Genomic DNA, 19,981 nt, shown 5'->3' on the forward strand with positions numbered 1-19,981 from the left:
TGGAACATGGAGAATCATGCAGGGATGGTACCTAACACATCCAGGTTGCAAAATAATATTGAGCAGCTATCCACGCTGATCAACCCGTCCAAGCCCGGCTGGACCCGCCGTCCGTTCACGGAAGAGTATGACAGCGGAAGACGCTGGCTGACCGGACAAATGCAGGATGCGGGACTGACCGTGGAGATTGATGCCGCCTCTAATTTGATCGGAATTCTGCCCGGCAGTGATCCCAGCTTAGCGCCGATTATGATCGGTTCCCATACGGATACCGTGACCGGCGGCGGGCGTTTTGATGGCATTATCGGCGTGCTTGCCGGTATCGAAATTGCCCGTGTGTTGCGGGAATCAGGACTGAAGCTGCGGCATACGCTGCAAATCGTTGATTTTACGGCAGAAGAACCGAGTGAGTTCGGTCTTTCAACCATTGGAAGTCGCGGCATGGTGGGGAATCTGACAGAGGCGATGCTGGAGCTGCGGGATGATACAGGTCTGCAACTGGCCGATGCAATCAACCGGCAGGGCGGTGATGTCAGCCGGTTGCGTGCTGAAGCGAGAAAGCCGGGAGAGGTAGCGCTGTACCTGGAGCTACACATTGAGCAAGGCCCGGTGCTGGAGAAATCGGGGCATCGGCTCGGCGCGGTGCTGGGCATCGTAGGGATTCATCGCTATCGGGTCCAGATTACTGGAGCGCCCAATCATGCGGGAACGACACCGATGACGCTGCGTAACGATGCGTTGGCAGGCTTTTGCGAGATCGGGTTGGCCTTTGAACGTCATTGTCAGCACCATGCGAAGGATGCGGTAGGCACGATTGGCAAAATGAACAATGAGCCCAATGCATCCAATGTTGTGCCGGGTTTGGTTAGATTTGATTTGGAGATCCGCTCCCTGGATCACAAGATTTCTGAGGCAGTATACTCAGCGTTTGCTGCTGAAGCCGCTGAGATTGCAGCAAGACGCGGATTGCAGCTGTCCCTTGAGTCTTTATCGAAGTCGGATGCTGTTATCGTCAAGGAAAAGGTGCTGGAGAAAGTGCTCTCCGCCTGTAATTCTGTGGCTCCTGCCATCTGTCTGCCTAGTGGAGCGGGGCATGATGCCAACCAACTGGCAAGCATTGCGCCGATTGGGATGATTTTTGTTCCGAGCAAGGATGGCAGAAGTCATTGTCCGGAGGAATGGACGGAATTTCAGGACGTCGCTGCTGGAACACAGGCGCTAGGGCAAGCGTTGCTTCTATTTGATGAAGAAGATTTCAGTCGGTGGGAGGATGCTTAACCCCCTATCTGTTCAAATTAATAGTGAACGTCTATGGACATCGATTCAGGCCTTAGGTCAGATTGGCGCGGATGAAGAGGGTGGGGTCACCCGTCTTTCTCTCAGCAATGAAGAATTGATCGGAAGACAATTTGTGATGTCTCTGATGGCGGATGCCGGGCTTGAGGTCCGGCAGGATGAAGCAGGTAATCTGATCGGGGTGCTGGCAGGTGAAGATTCGGATGCAGCGGCCATAGCTACAGGCTCGCATATTGATACCGTTATCCAAGGCGGGAGATTTGACGGGGCGCTTGGTGTACTTGCTGGAATAGAAGTGCTGCGAACTATTAAAGAGCAGGGCATTAGGCACGCTCGCCCTCTGGAGGTTATATGCTTCACGGATGAGGAAGGCGTGCGCTTTGGCGCAGGTTATCTGGGAAGCCGGGCGATGAGCGGGGGATGGAATGACCAGTGGTTGGATCTGACGGATGTCAAGGGTAACTCATTAAAGAAAGTCATGGCGGATGCGGGGGTTAATCCCGACACTGCAGCACTTGCTAGACGTAGTCGTCAATTAATCCAGGCTTATGTCGAACTGCACATTGAGCAAGGCCGTGTACTTGAGGCGCTGGGGACATCCGTTGGAATAGCTACCGCAATTTATGGACATAGCTGGCTTGAAGTGACAGTGCGTGGGCGTGCAGATCATGCGGGAACGACTCCCATGCAGTTGCGGCAAGATCCGCTGACGGCTGCTGCCGCGCAGCTGCTCGCGATCGAACAGCTAGCTGTAGAACACGGTGGAGTGGCAACTGTAGGTACATTAAAGCTTGCGCCAGGTGTAATTAACGTGATCCCTGGAGAGGTTGTATATAGTGTGGATCTGCGGCATGAACAAGCTGAGAAGCTGCTTCAGATGGAGCGAGCCGTTAGAGAAGCATTAACTATCATAGCTGATGAAAAAGGTTTGAGCCTTTCGATTGTATCCACAGACAGCGCTTCACCGGTTCGTTCCTCCCAGACTATTATTGATACTTTGGCAGATAGCTGCAGAATTAATGGACTGCCCGAGCATTATATGGTCTGCGGTGCAGGCCATGATGCAGTTGCAATGAATGAGCTTACGGAAATCGGTCTGATCCTGGTTCGTTCACGGGATGGAATCAGTCATCATCCACTGGAATGGAGCAGTCCTGAGGATTGTGCGGACGGAGCCAACGTGCTGCTGCATGCTCTGATACAACTTTCTATATAAGCCGAACAAAAGAAAGTAACAAAAAGCGAGGAGGAACGAAGGGGGAAGTTTGGAACTGTAGGAGCGACAGCGACCGCCTAAAAGCTTTCTGAAGGAAAGCTCGCATCGGAAGCATAAGCTCTCCGGATTTCAACCGCAAACAGCGGTACAATGAAAAAGAAATCTGGAGACAATAGCGGCCGGAAGTCCAAACATTCCACCGTAGTGACGACCGAGCTTTACGTTCAGAACTTAAGTTCGTCTTATATAAAGAAACAAAAAAATAATTCCGATTGACATAATGGTATATATAGTTTAATAATAGTGGTAATTAATTATTGCTATATGATAAATTAGGCGGAAGGAGATGGAATTACGGGTGAATGTTTTCCGTGAAGCTTACGAGTATGTGATGACCAATAGTGACCGGTTTCTGGAAGCGGCCAAGGTGCACTTGAGCATAAGCTTTTATGCGCTTCTTATAGCGATCGTAATCTGCGTACCTCTCGGTATTCTGTGTGCCAAGAAGCAATGGTTGACCGATCCAATCATGGGTCTCTTCAATTCCCTGCGAGTCATTCCAAGCTTGGCGGTATTAGTTATTATTCTACCGATCATGGGAACAGGCTTTGCACCCGCACTCGTCGCCTTGACGATACTTGCTTGCCCTCCAATTCTTATTAATACATATATGGGTTTTCGGGGGATCGAGCCGGCAATCATTGAAGCTGCTTCGGGCCTGGGGATGGGCGAGAGAATGATTATGCGCAAGATTGAGCTGCCGCTTGCGGCTCCATTGCTGCTGTCCGGAATTAAGACTTCGGCGGTAGAGGTCATTGCCAGTGCCACTTTGGCTGCATTCATCGGCGGGGGTGGACTTGGAACGTTCATCATCAATGGTCTGGGAATGTACAAATTTTCCTTGCTGCTTGTCGGTGCGCTTCCTGTAGCCCTGTTAGCCATTCTATCGGAAATCGGTTTTTCGGGAATCGAAAGAATAGTAACCAAATATCAGCGTTAAAGTGAGAGAAGTATTTAAGAATTGAAACAGCGGGGTTTCTCCAGCATGGGGAAGCCCCCTTCCTACAGGAGTTGATTAGCGATGAAAGAGGCAATCGTTTTCGAGCAGGTATCCAAAACATTTCCGAAGGCCCCGAAGCCTTCCGTGAACGAAACCAGTCTAAGTATTCCCCAAGGTTCTTTTGTTACGATTCTGGGTGCATCGGGCAGCGGGAAGACAACCTTACTGAAGATGGTGAACCGTATTATTGAGCCGACCGCAGGTACCATTTCCGTGTTTGGCCAAGATGTTCGAAGCTTGCCTGTAACAGAGCTGCGTCGGAGCATCGGTTATGTGATCCAGCAGGTGGGACTGTTTCCGCATCTGACCATCGAGCAGAATATTGCCACTGTGCCGGATATTCTGGGCTGGGAGCGGAAGAAAACCGCAGAGCGAATTGATTATTTAATGAATCTCGTGCATCTTCCGGAAAATTATAAAAAACTCTATCCCCGTCAGCTGTCAGGTGGACAGCAGCAGCGGGTGGGTATTGCCAGAGCGATGGCTGGAGATCCCGCCATTTTGCTGATGGATGAGCCGTTTGGCGCGATTGATGCCATTACACGTAAGAAGCTGCAGGATGATTTTAAGCAAATTCAACAGGAGCTTGGCAAGACCGTGCTATTTGTTACGCATGATGTGGAAGAGGCGATGAAGCTGGGAGATCAGATGATCGTCATGAATGAAGGCTCCATTCAGCAGTATGATACCCCACTGGCGATTATGTCGAACCCTAGCAATTCCTTTGTGTCGAGCTTGATTCAAGCAGATGACTTATTCCAGCAGCTTCACCTGATCCGGGCTGAGGATCGAATGATCCCTTTGACGAACGATACTGTAACGGGTAGCGTTCCGAGCATTCAGGCTAGTGAAAGTCTAAAGACGGCGCTTCAGTCTCTTTTGCAGCACAATGTTCCTTATGTCGTTGTTGAGAATGATAAGGGTGAGCGGCTAGGTCAGATTACGCTAGAGCAGTTGAATCTGCAGAATGGCAGGTGATTGGAATGCTGGACTATTTTTCCCGCCATTATGATGATTTGTTGATTTCTTTATGGGAGCATATCGTGCTTACGTTTGTTTCCTTACTAATTGCGATGCTTATCGCCCTGCCGCTTGGCTACTGGTTAGCCAGAAAACGGAAAGTAGCGGTACCTGTCCTGTCTGTGCTTAGTATTATTTATGCGATCCCCAGCTTGGGCATGTTCGCCTTGCTGATCCCTTTCGTCGGGCTTGGTATCAAGCCTGCTATTATTGCATTGGTTGTGTACAGCCAGTTAATACTGGTGCGCAATGTCATCTCAGGATTTCAAGGCATCGAGCCTTCTATTATTGAGGTAGCCAAAGGTATGGGGTACAGCGCATGGAGACAATTTGTCCGGATTGAGCTGCCGCTTGCGTTGCCTGTTATTCTTGGTGGGGTGAGAATTGCGTCAGTGTCGGTAATAGGTATTGCAACCATCGCGGCCTGGATCAATGCCGGAGGATTAGGCGGGGTTCTGTTCGAAGGGTTGTACCAAAATTCCATTCCCAAGATGGTGTGGGGTACTCTGCTGGTCTCCTTACTGGCGTTATCGACGAACATGGTCCTGTTGCGGCTTGAGAAAATCACTTTGCGCAGAGCACGCGGGGAACAGCGAGTATGATATACTGTTTCAGAGTTGTATAACTTAGATCGTTTTTATTTTGAGGTGTAATAATGAATGGTACTCAGACGTTGGAACGTGCTATCGATATCCTGTTTGTCCTTGCTGATTCCGGCGCTACGCTTACGGTAAGTGAGATTGCGGAGAAGGTGGGCATTCCGGAGAGCACGGCATATCGTTTTATTCAATCGTTAATTAAAAGTGGCTTTGTAGAGCGCAAGGGGAGGAGCAAAATTGGCCTGGGGCTGCGAATCTTTGATTTAGCCAGGGGTTTGACTCAGCAGATCGAGAAGGAGCTTCTGGTCATCGCCAGACCGATCATGGAGCAGCTTACCGCGCTAACCAATGAAACATCGGTCTTGTTCGTCCGCTCTGGCTCCAAAGCCATTTGTCTTGAGCATGTAACCAGTCCAAGATTAATCAGAATGTCTATTGAAAATGGCCGGGTATTGCCGCTGAATTCCGGCGCTTCGGGAAAAACGCTGCTTGCGTATGAGAATGATAAGATTATCGAAGACATGTGCAAGCTTTTTGAGGCAGATTCCACGAAATCTACGCTGTTGCAAGAGCTGCATAACATAAGGGACGCAGGCTATTGTTTTACCTTGGGTGAGGTAGATACGGATGCGTTCGCTATCGCGGCGCCCGTGCTTGACCCGCAGCAGCGAATTGTGGCCAGTCTGTCGGCTGCAGGACCCATTCATCGGCTTGGCAAAGACGAAATTCCAGTGTTCATTGAGCATGTGAAGGAAGCGGCGTCGCGTATTTCGTGCAAGCTTGGTGGATTGGGGTAACTATTTTCATTGAAATGCATAAAAAGTAAGAGTAGCGGAGGGTAAGGTGAGCCGCTTTTTTGCGTTGCCCTGGGACTGAATACTTGAAGGATATGTGTCGTATTCTGACGAATATAGTCATAAACATAATGGATTGGGTGCGAATATGAAGATGGAACTGGAACAGGGACCAGGTACAATGAGAAAACAATTGACGGTGCTCATCGCCATGATGCTTGTCTTTACAGTCGTTATATCGACATTCGTCTATGAATGGCTACATCCTACATTTCGGTACCCGGAAGCGCGAGGAGGAGTGCTGGACGCCAGACAATGGAATTTTGCGAAGCAAGGGATTGTACCGTTGCGAGGAGAGTGGGAGTTTTATGAGAACAAGCTGTTAACTCCGCAAGATTTCCAAACTGGGGGCAAAGAACTGGAAGCGGAGCGCCGATTTCTTCGTGTAGCTGGAGGCTGGAAAGGTGTTGTTTCATCTGACAGGGGGCATGGTGCGGGTACGTACCGTCTGCGCATAGAGGTTGAAGATCCTGACTTTTATAGCCTTAGAGGCAAAAAGCTTCGGTTGTCCAGCCATATCTTCATGAACGGATCGGACCTCGGAGGTACCGGAAAACCGGATTTGTCGCCGGATCAATTTGTACCTAGCAACCTTCCATTTTACGGGATGATCAAATCGGACACGGGCACCATTGACATCATTATTCAGATCGCCAGCTACCGCTATCTGGAAGGCGGCTTGGTGCAAGCGCCGGAATTCGGTTTAACAGCGGATGTATGGGCCAGGCGCGACAATGCCCGTTTGGCGGATATGATTGTGATCACCACCCTGCTGGTATTCGGGATTTATTTCGCAGGAACGTTCAAGCAATGGCGGAAGGAGCCTTTTCTCGCCTATTTCAGTTTGTTCTGTTTGTCATTAGGGTTATTTTTCAGCATCGACAACGAAATCGTCATGGCGACGTTGTTCCCCGCGATTCCCTTTCTTTTATTGCAGAAAATGCTCTTTATCCTACCCTACATTTCGGTTATGTCTTTTACTCTCTATGTTTATTTGTACTTGGGTCTGGAGCAAAAGGGAAGCTCGGAATATAAGTGGCTGAGAAGGATTTACTATGGATGTCCAATCTTGTTGGCTGGAATACCGAACGAATATTTAGTAGATATTCTTTGGCTCGGGATCGTTCTGCAAATTACGGCTTTCGCTTACATGATTCGCTGGATTTTCCGTTATCGGAATGGCGGGGTTCAAGTTTACTATATTTTGCTCGGTTTATTTTTCCTTATTATTAGTTGGGTGTATGCCCAGACACGTTACCAGCTCGCGCTAGACAACCCGTATTATATGATCGTAACGCCTCTGCTTCTCGTTCTCTCGCAATCCTTCCTCATGTCGGACCGGGTTCGCGAGGCGTTCTTACGGAACGAGCGGCTCACGGAGCAGCTCATTGCGTACGACCGCCAAAAAGACGAATTTCTCATCCACACGTCTCACGAGTTCAAGACACCGCTGCACGGCATTATTAATCTGGCGCAGGTGGTTATCGACCAGAACGGCGAAGGGATGACGCAGCGGCATCGGGAGAATCTGGACTTCATTATTGCCCAGGCGACCCGTTTGTCTACACTGGTGAATGATATTATCGATTTTCAGAGCTTGCAGCGCGGAAGCCTGACATTCCATCACCGGTTGTTCGATGTCAGCGGCACGGTGCAGGCTACGCTCGAAGCACTGAAGTTTATCCGTAGAAATGATCAGGTGAGGCTGGTCAATCAGGTGCCTTCGGGAACCTTCTACCTGCATACCGACGAAAACCGCTTAAAGCAGATTCTCGTGAATCTGGTCGGGAATTCGTTGAAATTTACGGAACGGGGAAGTGTGACGGTGGGCGCAGAGTTGCGGGAAGGCCGGCTGCTCTTGACGTTTGCAGACACTGGCGTCGGGATGAGTGAAGAACGGCGCCAAGGACTTTTCCAATTTGACCGGCATGATGACGGGGAGCCAGCGGTTTCAGCGTATCATTCTTCCGGTCTGGGCCTGAAAATATCCAAGGCGCTTGCAAAGCAAATGGGGGGCCATCTGGAACTGAAGTGGTCGGAGCGGGGAAAAGGCTCCTTGTTCGAACTGCAGCTGCCGGAGGCGACGGCAATGCAGCGGGAACTTGGGGTCAGCCGGTCAGAAGCCGCTGTCGGTCTGGAGCGACAACCGTTACTCAGAGTAAGCTCGCCGACGAAGGAAGAAACCCCGCCACATGCACTGGAGCAATCCGGCAAGGTGAAGATTTTGCTGGTGGATGATGATTCCTCCAACATTAAAGTTCTTCAGGAATTATTTCCCTCCAGTCGCTATCATGTGCTCACGGCGTACAATGGGGCAGACGCGCTCAAGCTGATTCAGCAACATCGCGATGATCTGTCGCTTGTTCTACTTGATGTCATGATGCCCGAGCTCTCAGGCTATGAAGTGTGTAGGCGTATTCGGGAGGAGAACCCGCTCTACAAGCTGCCCGTTCTACTGCTGACTGTACGGAATTCGCCGGCAGATATTGCGATGGGATTCGAAGTGGGAGCAAATGATTTTCTAGTGAAACCGTTCAGCGGCAAGGAGCTGCTGGCCCGGGTACAGACACTGCTACAATTGAAGGAAGCAGTTGAGCAGGCCATTCGTATGGAGACCTTGTTTCTGCAATCGCAGATCAAGCCGCATTTTATATATAACGCCTTGAGCGGTATTATCTCGTTATGTTATAGCGACGGTGCGCGGGCAGGTAAGCTGCTGAGCGAATTCAGCAACTATTTGCGGCTCAGCTTTGATCTTGACCCCCGTCATGCCAAGGTCAGTCTGAAGCGTGAGCTGTCTCTTACCAAATCCTATGTTGAGCTGGAGAAAGCCCGTTTCGGCACACGCCTGAACGTGGAATGGGATGTGGATGTCCGGACGGGGACGCTGATTCCGGCACTGATTTTGCAGCCTCTGGTCGAAAATTCAATTCGCCACGGCACGATGAAGCGGTTGGCGGGAGGCACGGTCGTTATTCGCGCGAAGCTTGCGCCGCAGGGTTTGCAGATCACTGTACAGGATGACGGGGTTGGCATGACCGCAGAGAAACTGGATCGAATTTTTAAGCGGGAGCGGCTTGACGGAAGCATCGGCCTGATCAACGTACATAAGCGGCTTATCAATGAATTCGGGCAAGGCTTGCGGATCGAGAGTGTTCAGGACAAGGGCACTATTGTCACCTTCCTGATCCCTGCTCATGCTGCAGCAGCCGGACCTGACGGAGAGGAGGATGAGGCAGATTGATGAAAGCTATCGTTGTAGATGACGAGTTATTGATTACAGAGCAAATTGACAGAATGCTTACAAGTGCAGGGGTGAAGGTGCTGGGCTGCTGTGTGAATCCTCATGAGGCGCTGGGAATGGCGAAAGAGCTGCAGCCCGATGTATTGTTTCTGGATATCGAAATGCCGGAGCTCAGTGGGCTTGAGATTGCGGAGCAGGTATATGCGGACAAGCTCGACATGGAGGTCGTCTTCATTACTGCCTATAATCAATATGCGATCGATGCGTTCCGGGTGAATGCACTCGACTATTTGCTGAAGCCGCTTATGGAAGAGGATTTGCAGCGTTCGCTGGAACGCGTCGGAAAAAGAAGGCAGCGCCACAAGGATGATGTTGGTAACGGTGGACAACGAAGTGCTGTCGCCTACCTGTTCGGCAAGTTTGCCCTACATATGGATGTTGACTTTGAGCCGGTTCGCTGGGTAACCTCCAAGTGCGCGGAGCTGCTCGCTTATATGCTGTTACAGCCCCGGGAGAAAGAGGTTAGCAAGTGGGAACTGTTCGAGGCGCTCTGGCCGGTCCTGGATGTGGAGAAGGCGGGCATCAACCTGCGAAGTACGGTTAGCAGAATCAACAAGACGTTACGGGATTGTCAATCGGGGATGTCGCTAGCCTCTGTCCGGAATGGATACAAATTGATCTTATTCGATGAGGCGCTGGCCTTGGATGCGGACGAATTGGAGCTTTTTGTATTGGACGCCGTCAGACTAGATCCGGACAATCTGGTGTATGTCGAGCAATTAGTTCACCGTTGTAGCCGGCCGTTTCTTCAAGGGTTCGACAGCGTCTGGTGCGAGCCTTACCGCAAAGAATACCGCCAGTATTTTCTCAGTCTGGGGAAAAAGCTGCTCTTGTATTATGAGGAAACTGTGGCGGAGCCGCTCAAGGCACTGCGACTGGCCGAGCTGCTGATCGAGCATGATCCTTATGACGAATCACTGCGGGAAGAGGCGCTGAAGCTACACTATCGCATCGGCGGTTCTGGGCGCGCTACCGCCTACTACGAAGAATACACCGAGTTGATCCATGCAGAGCTGGGAGCTGTCTCGGGAGATACGCTTACAACTTTGCTTCGAGACTTAACGGATTGATACATGTCGAAGAAAGGAATCTGCCATCAGAAGCGGGTTCCTTTTTATTTGCAACAATTTTGTAACATCTCTCCAGATATAATGTCACCGTAGAGTAAATCAGCATGAAGGTGAGTGGGAGGAACACAATGATCAAGCGTTGGATGTCGATCTTCATCGTATTTTTATTAATTGCGGGCAATATTCCTCAGTATGCTTTTGCAGATTCTCTTGACGAGTGGAATATCCGCAATCCGTTGCCTACGGGCGAGCGTTTAAATGCAATTACTTACGGAAACAACATGTTTGTGGCAGTGGGGGAAGGCGGAGCGATAGTGACCTCCAGTGACGGAGTGAACTGGACGAAACGAAGTAGTGTCATTACAAATTATTTAACTAGCATTGCCTTCGGAAATGGCACGTTTGTGGCAGTGGGAGCCACTGGAATCATTGTGACCTCCACCGACGGAGTGAACTGGACGGACCGAACGAACAGAACGACTATTACTGGGAGTGCTCTAAGTGGCGTCACCTTCGGAAAAGGAACATTTGTGGTGGTGGGTGCAGGTGGAACGATAGTGACTTCCAGCAACAACGGTGTCAGCTGGACGAAACGGTCGATTACTACGACGAACCATTTTAATGAAGTTATTTTCGGAAACGGAACGTTTGTGTTGGTTGGAACTAAGGGAACGATTATGAGCTCCACCGATGGAGCGAGCTGGGCGAGTAAAACAAGTGGCTCTACGGATGCTCTAAATGATGTTACATATGGAAACAACATGTATGTGGCAGTAGGTGCAGGTGGGACTATTCTAACCTCCACTAACTTAACGACCTGGAATAGCCGAGTGAGTGGAACTAAGGAAATTCTATATAGCGTTGCTTTCGGAAACGGTACATTTATGGCTTTTGATACCTTTACTGGCAATGTGGTGACCTCCACCAACGGAACGAGTTGGACAAGCCGGACGAGTGGTGTTACGAATGGGCTAAATAGCGCCGCCTACGGGAATGGAACGTTTGTTGTGATAGGTGCAGGCGGAGTGATTCTGACCACCGGCAACGGAACGGACTGGACGACCCGAACGAACCCGCTTACGAATGATCTAAAGAGCGTCGCTTACGGAAACAACATGTATGTGGCGATAGGAGTCAGGGGATTCATTATGACCTCCAGTAACGGAACGAGCTGGACGAGCCAAACTAACAGCAGCAGAGTGGATCTAAACGATGTCGCCTATGGAAACGGTACATATGTGGCAGTGGGGGACAATGGAGTGATTGTGACTTCCAGTGACGCAGTGAACTGGACAAGTCAAACAGTCGGTGCTACGTATTATCTAAGGGGTGTCACTTACGGAAACGGAATGTTTGTGGCAGTGGGATATAATGGGGTGATTGTGACCTCCAGTGACGGAGTGAACTGGACAAGCCAAACAGTCGGCACTACATATTATCTAAACGGAGTCACGTATGGAAATGGCATGTATGTGTCGGTGGGAGATAATGGGGTGATTGTGACCTCCAGTGACGGAGCGACCTGGAGTAGCCAAACGAGCGGCATTACGGATGCTTTAAATAATGTTATCTACGGAAATGGCACCTATGTGGCAGTGGGTACAAATTGGTCACGTGGAACGATTCTGACCTCCGGTGATGGAACGAACTGGACGCAGCGAACGAGCGGAACCTCGAATGCTCTCTGGGACGTTATTTACGGAAATGGCATGTATGTCGCGGTGGGGAACCTCGGAACGATAGTATCCTCTAGTAATGGAGTGAACTGGACGATCCGAGCGAGTGGTATTCAGAAAAGCCTAATGGGCGTCACCTACGGAAAAGGCACATATGTCGCGGCGGGGGTAACTGGAACGATCCTGCAGTCTGGAACTCTGCTTCCGGCAGTCAACAGTGTGACGGTTAGCCCAGCTAGCGCAAGCGTAGTACAAGGAGGAAGTAAGCAGCTCACGGCGACGGTAGATGCGCTTGCAGGTATTGCGACAACCGTCACGTGGAAGAGCAGTGACTCCAGCAATAAAGTCGCTGTGAACAGTACTGGGAATGTGACTGTTGCAGCAGATGCCGCACCGGGCGAGTATACAATCACGGCAACGTCAACAGTGGACAGCGACAAAAAAGGGGCCGCGACGATTACGGTTGCTTTAGCGCCAGTAATTAACAGCGTGAGTGTCACTCCGAATAGTGCAAGTGTGGTGCAAGGAGGAAGCAAGCAACTCACGGTCACAGTCGATGCGATTGGTGACGCAGTGACGACAGTCACGTGGAGTAGCAGTGATGCCAGCAACAAAGTGGCGGTGGACAATACGGGTAAAGTAACTGTAGCAGCGAATGCGGCACCGGGAGATTATACGATCACGGCAACGTCGACTGCAGACGCAACGAAGAAAGCCTCTGCAACGATCACGGTGACGGTGGCGCCAGCCGTCAATAGCGTGAGTATCACTCCAGGTAGTGGAAGTGTGGTGCAAGGAGGAAGCCAGCAACTCACAGCGACAGTCGATGTAGTTGGCGGAGCAGCGACCACGGTTACGTGGAGTAGCAGTGACACCAGCAACAAGGTAGCGGTGGATAACACAGGTAAAGTAACCGTAGCGGCGAATGCGGCAGCGGGTACTTATACGATTACAGCAACATCGACAGCAGATGCAACGAAGAAGGCTACCGCGACGATCATGGTGACGGTGGCGCCAGCCGTCAATAGCGTGAGTGTCACTCCGAATGGCGCAAGCATCGCGCCAGGCGCTAGCAAGCAACTCACAGCCACAGTTGATGTGGTTGGTGGAGCAGTAACCACGGTTACGTGGAGTAGCAGTGACACAAGCAACAAAGTAGCGGTGGACAATACAGGTAAAGTAACCGTAGCCTCGAATGCGGCAGTGGGTACTTATACGATTACAGCAACATCGACAGCAGATGCAACGAAGAAGGCTACCGCGACGATCACGGTGACGGTGGCGCCAGCCGTCAATAGCGTGAGTGTCACTCCGAATAGCGCAAGCATCGCGCCAGGCGGTAGCAAGCAACTCACAGCCACAGTTGATGTGGTTGGTGGAGCAGCAACCACGGTTACGTGGAGTAGCAGTGACACAAGCAACAAAGTAGCGGTGGATAATACAGGTAAAGTAACCGTAGCCTCGAATGCGGCAGTGGGTACTTATACGATCACAGCCACGTCGACGGCAGACGTAACGAAGAAAGCCACAGCGACGATCACGGTGACGGTGGCGCCAGCCGTCAATAGCGTGAGTGTCACTCCGAATAGCGCAAGCATCGCGCCAGGCGGCAGCAAACAACTCACAGCCACAGTTGATGTAGTTGGCGAAGCAGCGACCACGGTTACGTGGAGTAGCAGTGATTCCAGCAACAAAGTAGCGATGGACAACACAGGAAAAGTAACCGTAGCCTCGAATGCGGCAGTGGGTACTTATACGATCACAGCCACGTCGACGGCAGACGTAACAAAGAAAGCTACCGCGACAATCACGGTGACGGTGGCACCAGCCGTCAATAGCGTGATCGTCACTCCGGATAGTGCAAGTGTGGTACAAGGAGGAAGCAAGCAACTCACAGCCACAGTTGATGTGGTTGGTGGAGCAGCAACCACGGTTACGTGGAGTAGCAGTGACACTAGCAACAAGGTAGCGGTAGACAACACAGGAAAAGTAACTGTAGCCTCGAATGCGGCAGCGGGTACTTATACGATCACGGCAACATCGACAGCAGACGCAACGAAGAAGGCTACCGCGACAATCACGGTGACGGTGGCACAAGCCGTCAACAGTGTGAGTATCACTCCGAATAGTGCAAGTGTGGTGCAAGGAGGAAGCAAGCAACTCACAGCCACAGTTGATGCAGTTGGTGGAGCAGCAACCACGGTTACGTGGAGTAGTAGTGATTCCAGCAACAAAGTAGCGGTGGACAACACAGGAAAAGTAACCGTAGCGGCGAATGCGGTAGCGGGTAGCTATACAATCACAGCAACATCGACAGCAGATGCAACGAAGAAGGCCACCGCGACGATCACGGTGACAGCGGCACTTTCCTATTCGATTGATGCAATTACGGATCAATCGTTAGCGGCTCTTACTCAGGGATACCATTCAGGTACCCAAGAAACTAGACCAATCACCATCACGAATACAGGTACAGGAGATCTAGTAAACTTGTCGGTAACGCTTAGCGGCAAGAACGCCAATGATTTTGTAACGACACATCCATCAACAAACTTAACTAGCGGCACATCAACAAGCTTTGACATCCATGCCAAGGACAATCTGCCTTCGGGCACCTATACGGCAACGGTTACGATAGCTGCGGATCATATGACGCCTGTGACATTTACCGTCACGCAATCAGTAAACTTGCCGAGTGTTCCTGCTAATCCGCAAAGCCTGGTTGCTGTTGACGGCGATCATCAGGTCACTCTAAATTGGAATACAGTAACTGGAGCTACGTATTACAACATTTATATGGCGACGACTTCAGGCCAATTTACTGATGCTGAATACACAACGGCTACTTCTTCTACCCATATCGTCAAGAACCTGACAAACGGTACGACCTATTACTTTGTGGTGAAGGCCGGGAATGAGGGCGGTTTGAGCGCAGCATCGAATGAAGTAAGCGTGACTCCGTCCACGATCCCGGGAGAGCCTACAAATGTGAGGGTGACCGCCGGGGATGGATTAGCTACCGTTACGTTTACGGCTCCGACTGATAACGGAGGCATTCCGATTACGGGATATGAAGTGATTGTTTCACCAGGCAATGTGGTCGTTACCGGAACGACAAGTCCGATTACGATAACAGGGTTGACCAATGGAACGAGTTATAGCTTTACGGTAGTAGCGATTAATGCTGCGAGGAAAAGAAGCACATCTTCCGCAGAATCAAACACAATCATACCGAGAGCAGAATCCAGCAATAATGGCAATTCGGACTCATCTCAGCCTTCCTCACCGACCGTACCTGTCAATACGAATACAAGTGTTGACATCCTTGTTAACGGGAAAGTAGAAAATGCGGGAACGGCCACAACAAGCAAGCGAAATGACCAGAACGTTACAACGGTTATCGTCGACCAGAAGAAACTGGAGGATAAACTGGAGACTGAAGGTCAAGGAGCTATTGTTACGATTCCGGTCGGGTCTAATTCGGATGTCGTAATTGGTGAGCTTAACGGTCAGATGATAAAAAGTATGGAAAGCAAGCAAGCTCTTGTAGCGATCAAGACGGATCAAGCGACATATACGATCCCGGCACAACAAATTCAAATCGATGCTATATCGGAACAATTGGGCAAGTCGATTGTTCTGCAAGACATTAAGATACAAATCGAAATTGCCACGCCAACAGCGGGTGCGGTGAAGGTTGTAGAGGACGCGGCAGTAAAAGGCACATTCACGCTTGTGGTTCCGCCGCTGGATTTTACGATCAAAGCTATTTACGGAAATACAAGTGTTGAAGTATCGAAGTTCAAAGCTTATGTGGAAAGAACGATCGCCATTCCGGCCGGAGTGGACCCGAACAAAATAACGACAGGCGTCGTTGTGGGTCCGGATGGAAGTGTCCGCCACGTACCAACTAAGATCGTTAATATCGATGGCAAGTATTATGCTCAGATCAACAGCTTAACCAATAGTACGTACTCTGTTGTCTGGCATCCGGTCGAATTCCTTGATGTCGTGAACCATTGGGCGAAAGATGCGATTAACGATATGGGATCACGAATGATCATTGATGGTACGGGCAACGGTCTGTTTAGTCCAGATCGCGATATCACCCGAGCCGAGTTTGCAGCTATTCTCGTGCGCGGACTGGGACTGAAACTGGAAAATAACTCAACGGTGTTCTCTGATGTGAAGACGTCAGATTGGTCCAGCAGCGCGATCAACACGGCATACGCGTATCAGTTGATTAGCGGGTTTGAGGACAGTACGTTCCGGCCAAACGACAAAATTACCCGAGAACAGGCCATGACGATTCTCTCCAGAGCGATGGCGATTACTGGACTCAAGGAAACGCTGTCCGCCCGATCAGAGGATATAACACTTCATTCGTTTGAGGATGCGTCAAATGTATCTGGATGGGCGCAAAGCAGCGTTGCAGACAGCGTACAGGCCGGCCTCATATCTGGACGAAGCGCTAGTGAGCTTGCACCGAAGTCATTCATCAGCAGGGCTGAGGTTGCAACCATTATTCAAAGACTTTTGCAAAAATCAGGTCTGATCTAAGTAGAGATATCTCGTAGGTTTAATTTAACCTCCCTTCCCGGCAAGAGTTTCAATGTTGGGAGGGGAGGTTTTTTTTGAATTTGGTAAACAACCCGAACAGGCATAGGAATATATCTACAGCAAACAATGACAACGATTGCAGTCCACTGATCTAGTATTTTCCGATTTATTTTCTCTTTAATGAGTCCGGTCATTTAGAACGGATTTTTTTCTATGTTATAGGGCTTAAGGGGGCAAAATAGAACATTAGTTTGGAAGGATGTGGATATAAAAACTCGAAATATGTATATTAGTGTAATTTAAGAATTGTAGAAAGGAGAAATGATTCGATACATAATATTTCCGAATCAATAAAATATCTTTTACCTAAGATATATAGATAAAAGAATACAGAACTCTGTTACTCAAGTGAAGGGTAATGAAGTCATGTCAAAAGTTGATGGAGTGATACAATATGGAAATGTCTGAAGAATTAAATGACCCTTATCTGATAAGTAGAATATCCATTACTGAGAATGTCGATAATGCGCATTTATTAGAAGTGGAAGGAAGTTGCCCTTTATGTACAAGCTACTTGCTTATTGCCAAGGGTAAGCGCATGAATAAGAAGTATCAAATAGCACATATTTACCCGAACAGTCCAACGGCAGCTGAGGTAAAAGAACTCCAGGGACTTGAAAGACTCGGCAATAATTGTGAGGATTTCGAAAACAAAATTGCCTTATGTAAGGACTGTCATGGATACTATGACGATCACAAAACAAAGGAAGAATATTTGAATCTGATTAACATTAAGAAGAAATTGTTAAAGGCTGCAAAAGTAAAGATTTCAACTTCACATCAAGACTTAGAGGAAGAAATCGTTTTAGTAATAAATTCATTATCAGATATTGATTCTTCAACACTACAGAAAATGAAATTAGAGTACCAAGCTTTAAGAATATCTAGCAAAATTGAGGATACATATTTGATGCTTAAAATGAAGATAGAAACAAATGTTTGCATGTATTATAATTTCATAAAGGAAACATTCCAAAATTTGGACCAGTCAAAACAAATTAACTTTGAGCTAGTGGCCTCTGAAATTAGAACGAGCTTTTTGAAATGTGAAGAGGAAATGGAGAATAAAAGTGAGATTTTTGATGCTCTTGTAAAATGGATGAAGTCGAAATCAGTTGATTCCACAAATGAAGCGTGCGAAGCAGTAATATCGTATTTTGTTCAAAGTTGCGAGGTGTTCCATGAAATTGCCCAATAAGTTGTATAGTTATAAAGAGAGCACGATAAGTAAATTCCCTGTGATTTTAGATGCTATTGATAAAGGTAAGCCGTCGTCCATTTCTGAGTTATACATAGAGGTAATTGATAAAATGGAGGATTTAACTGAATTTTTAGAGGCTCTAGAATGTTTGTATGCGTTAGGGAAAATTGAGTACAGTCTTGTATCGAGGAGAGTTAATTATGTTATATGAAATTATATGTGAGGAGTTTAAGCAGCAGAGAGTTGAGTTCTTTCCTAACTTAAATACGGTTCTAGGGGATGACGTTGGGACTAACTCTATTGGTAAATCAACTTTCCTAATGATTATTGATTTTGCTTTTGGTGGTAAGGATTACGTTATGAAATCTTCAGAAATTCAAAGACATCTAGGAAATCATACCATTAAGTTTTGCTTTATATTTAATCAAGAAAAGTACTTTTTCTTAAGAGATACTGATGATTTGGAAACTGTGGTTGAATGTGACAATGAATATAATTTTGTCTCCAATTTAACGCTTACTCAATACTGCGAATTTTTAAAAGAGCAGTACAAAATTAATTTACCTGATATAAGATTTCGTGATACTGTTGGTAGATTTGCGCGAATTTATGGGAAAGAGAACTTGAACGAAAAGCGTCCCTTAGATATTGTTCATAGTGAACGCGCCGGGGCTCCGATTAATGCATTATTGAAATTATTTGGACTATATGATGTTATCGCAGAATTAGAGGCTGCTCTTAAGCAAAGAGAAGCAGAATTAAGTGCATTTAAGAGTGCACAAAAATTCAACCTTGTAGCATCTATTGGAAAACGAAAGTACAGTGCGAATATTAAAGAACTATCTGAGCTTGATACAGAAAAAGAGGGTATTTCTAAAGATTTGGATAATCAATTACTAGATTTAAACTCTGTAAAAGCTGAAGAATTAATAAAATTGAAACAGCGACTATCTGTTGCAAAAAGGCAAAAAAGTAGATACTATTCTCAATTCATACTTTTAGATGAGAATATAAAAGGGAATTCACCTTTAAGTTCTGAACGATTTGATGATTTATTGAGGTTCTTTCCTGATACTAATTTGCGGAGTATTGAAGAAGTTGAGAGATTCCATCACGAAATACGAAGTGTCTTAAGGGCAGAGTTGAAAGAAAAGAAAGAAGAGTTAAACCGACTACTTTCCATTTCGCAAAATGAAATTGATAATATTGAGTTTAATATCAAACAAATGATACAAACTCCAAATTTATCAAAGGTGATTTTAAAAAAATACTCAGAGCTACAAAAAAAGAGCGAAGTATTGGAAAGTGAAAATGCTGCATATTTAAAGCTAGATAGCCTTAAGACTTCAAGAGATGATACCAAAGTTAGAAGAGATCAAATGAGAAAAGAACAACTGTTACATTTACAAATGATTATTAATACTAAGATGCAGGAAATAAACGATTATATATACTCTGGAAAGAAAAAGCCCCCAATACTATCATTTGATAAAAACCAATACAACTTTGAAACGATTGATGATACGGGTACTGGCACTTCTTATAAAAACTTGATAGTGTATGACTTAAGTATTTTGGAGTTAACATCATTACCAGTTTTAATTCATGATTCTGTGGTCTTAAAGCAAATTGCGGATGAAGCTGTAGAAAAAATATTCAAAAAGTATAGAACTATTGATAAACAAATATTTATTTCATTTGATAAGAAAGCAGCATATACAAAAGAAAGCCAAAAGATTTTAAATGAAACAAAGATTTTGGAGCTTTCTCCAAATGGGAATGAGTTATTTGGTAAATCATGGAGTGACAAGTGAGTTACTTAAAAAGTAAAGACAGAAATAATTAGCAACAGTCATTTTTGTAAAAGGCTTAATTATGCAAAGATGCTGACATTAATTTGATCCTCTTATCGCATGTGGAGTGATGCACACTGTTGATGCGAAAGGTCTGATAAATCGGAGATATCTTGGTGGAAATAGTAAAAGGAAGTGAATAATCCCTTTTTTCATACCTTCTTGATTCAATACAGAAACATGCAGCTTCAAGCCTTTTCTTCTTTATGAGT

At 47.5% G+C, this 19,981-nt stretch carries 12 protein-coding genes; all 12 read left to right on the forward strand.

Annotation, left to right across the window (positions count from 1 at the left end):
• Positions 1–6 precede the first annotated feature (6 nt).
• The 12 genes from ertE to AC3Y23_RS13110 all read left to right on the forward strand — a co-directional run bounded on the left by ertE (position 7) and on the right by AC3Y23_RS13110 (position 19,730).
• The gene (ertE, locus tag AC3Y23_RS13055; protein ID WP_379199485.1) at positions 7–1,278 is read left to right on the forward strand and encodes an N-carbamyl-l-glutamate amidohydrolase ErtE; all 1,272 of its coding nucleotides are present in this window, start codon (positions 7–9) and stop codon (positions 1,276–1,278) included.
• Positions 1,271–2,512, forward strand: a complete 1,242-nt coding sequence (locus AC3Y23_RS13060) for a Zn-dependent hydrolase (protein WP_379199487.1) — start codon at positions 1,271–1,273, stop codon at positions 2,510–2,512. Before ertE ends, AC3Y23_RS13060 begins: the two co-directional genes overlap by 8 nt.
• A gap of 346 nt (positions 2,513–2,858) precedes the next feature.
• Positions 2,859–3,512 (forward strand): ABC transporter permease, encoded by a 654-nt coding sequence (locus AC3Y23_RS13065; RefSeq protein WP_379199489.1) that lies wholly within the window; start codon positions 2,859–2,861, stop codon positions 3,510–3,512.
• A gap of 81 nt (positions 3,513–3,593) precedes the next feature.
• Positions 3,594–4,550, forward strand: coding sequence for an ABC transporter ATP-binding protein (locus tag AC3Y23_RS13070; RefSeq protein ID WP_379199491.1), 957 nt, complete (start codon positions 3,594–3,596; stop codon positions 4,548–4,550).
• A gap of 5 nt (positions 4,551–4,555) precedes the next feature.
• On the forward strand, positions 4,556–5,194 hold the full coding sequence (locus tag AC3Y23_RS13075; RefSeq protein ID WP_379199493.1) for an ABC transporter permease: 639 nt from the start codon (positions 4,556–4,558) through the stop codon (positions 5,192–5,194).
• Between the two features lie 53 nt (positions 5,195–5,247).
• Positions 5,248–5,988 (forward strand): IclR family transcriptional regulator, encoded by a 741-nt coding sequence (locus AC3Y23_RS13080; RefSeq protein WP_379199495.1) that lies wholly within the window; start codon positions 5,248–5,250, stop codon positions 5,986–5,988.
• A 178-nt stretch (positions 5,989–6,166) separates the two neighbouring features.
• The gene (locus AC3Y23_RS13085; protein ID WP_379199497.1) at positions 6,167–9,289 is read left to right on the forward strand and encodes a hybrid sensor histidine kinase/response regulator; all 3,123 of its coding nucleotides are present in this window, start codon (positions 6,167–6,169) and stop codon (positions 9,287–9,289) included.
• Positions 9,289–10,419 carry a response regulator gene (locus tag AC3Y23_RS13090; RefSeq protein WP_379199981.1) on the forward strand — a complete coding sequence of 377 codons (1,131 nt, stop codon included), beginning with the start codon at positions 9,289–9,291 and terminating at the stop codon, positions 10,417–10,419. Before AC3Y23_RS13085 ends, AC3Y23_RS13090 begins: the two co-directional genes overlap by 1 nt.
• 128 nt (positions 10,420–10,547) lie before the next feature.
• The gene (locus tag AC3Y23_RS13095; protein WP_379199499.1) at positions 10,548–16,655 is read left to right on the forward strand and encodes an Ig-like domain-containing protein; all 6,108 of its coding nucleotides are present in this window, start codon (positions 10,548–10,550) and stop codon (positions 16,653–16,655) included.
• A 454-nt stretch (positions 16,656–17,109) separates the two neighbouring features.
• Positions 17,110–17,913, forward strand: coding sequence for an ABC-three component system protein (locus AC3Y23_RS13100; protein ID WP_379199501.1), 804 nt, complete (start codon positions 17,110–17,112; stop codon positions 17,911–17,913).
• Positions 17,897–18,127 (forward strand): ABC-three component system middle component 7, encoded by a 231-nt coding sequence (locus tag AC3Y23_RS13105; protein WP_379199503.1) that lies wholly within the window; start codon positions 17,897–17,899, stop codon positions 18,125–18,127. The genes AC3Y23_RS13100 and AC3Y23_RS13105 overlap by 17 nt, the downstream gene beginning before the upstream one ends.
• Positions 18,117–19,730 carry a DUF2326 domain-containing protein gene (locus AC3Y23_RS13110; RefSeq protein ID WP_379199505.1) on the forward strand — a complete coding sequence of 538 codons (1,614 nt, stop codon included), beginning with the start codon at positions 18,117–18,119 and terminating at the stop codon, positions 19,728–19,730. Before AC3Y23_RS13105 ends, AC3Y23_RS13110 begins: the two co-directional genes overlap by 11 nt.
• The last annotated feature ends 251 nt before the right edge of the window (positions 19,731–19,981 follow it).

This window comes from Paenibacillus sp. MAHUQ-45 (genome assembly GCF_058133325.1).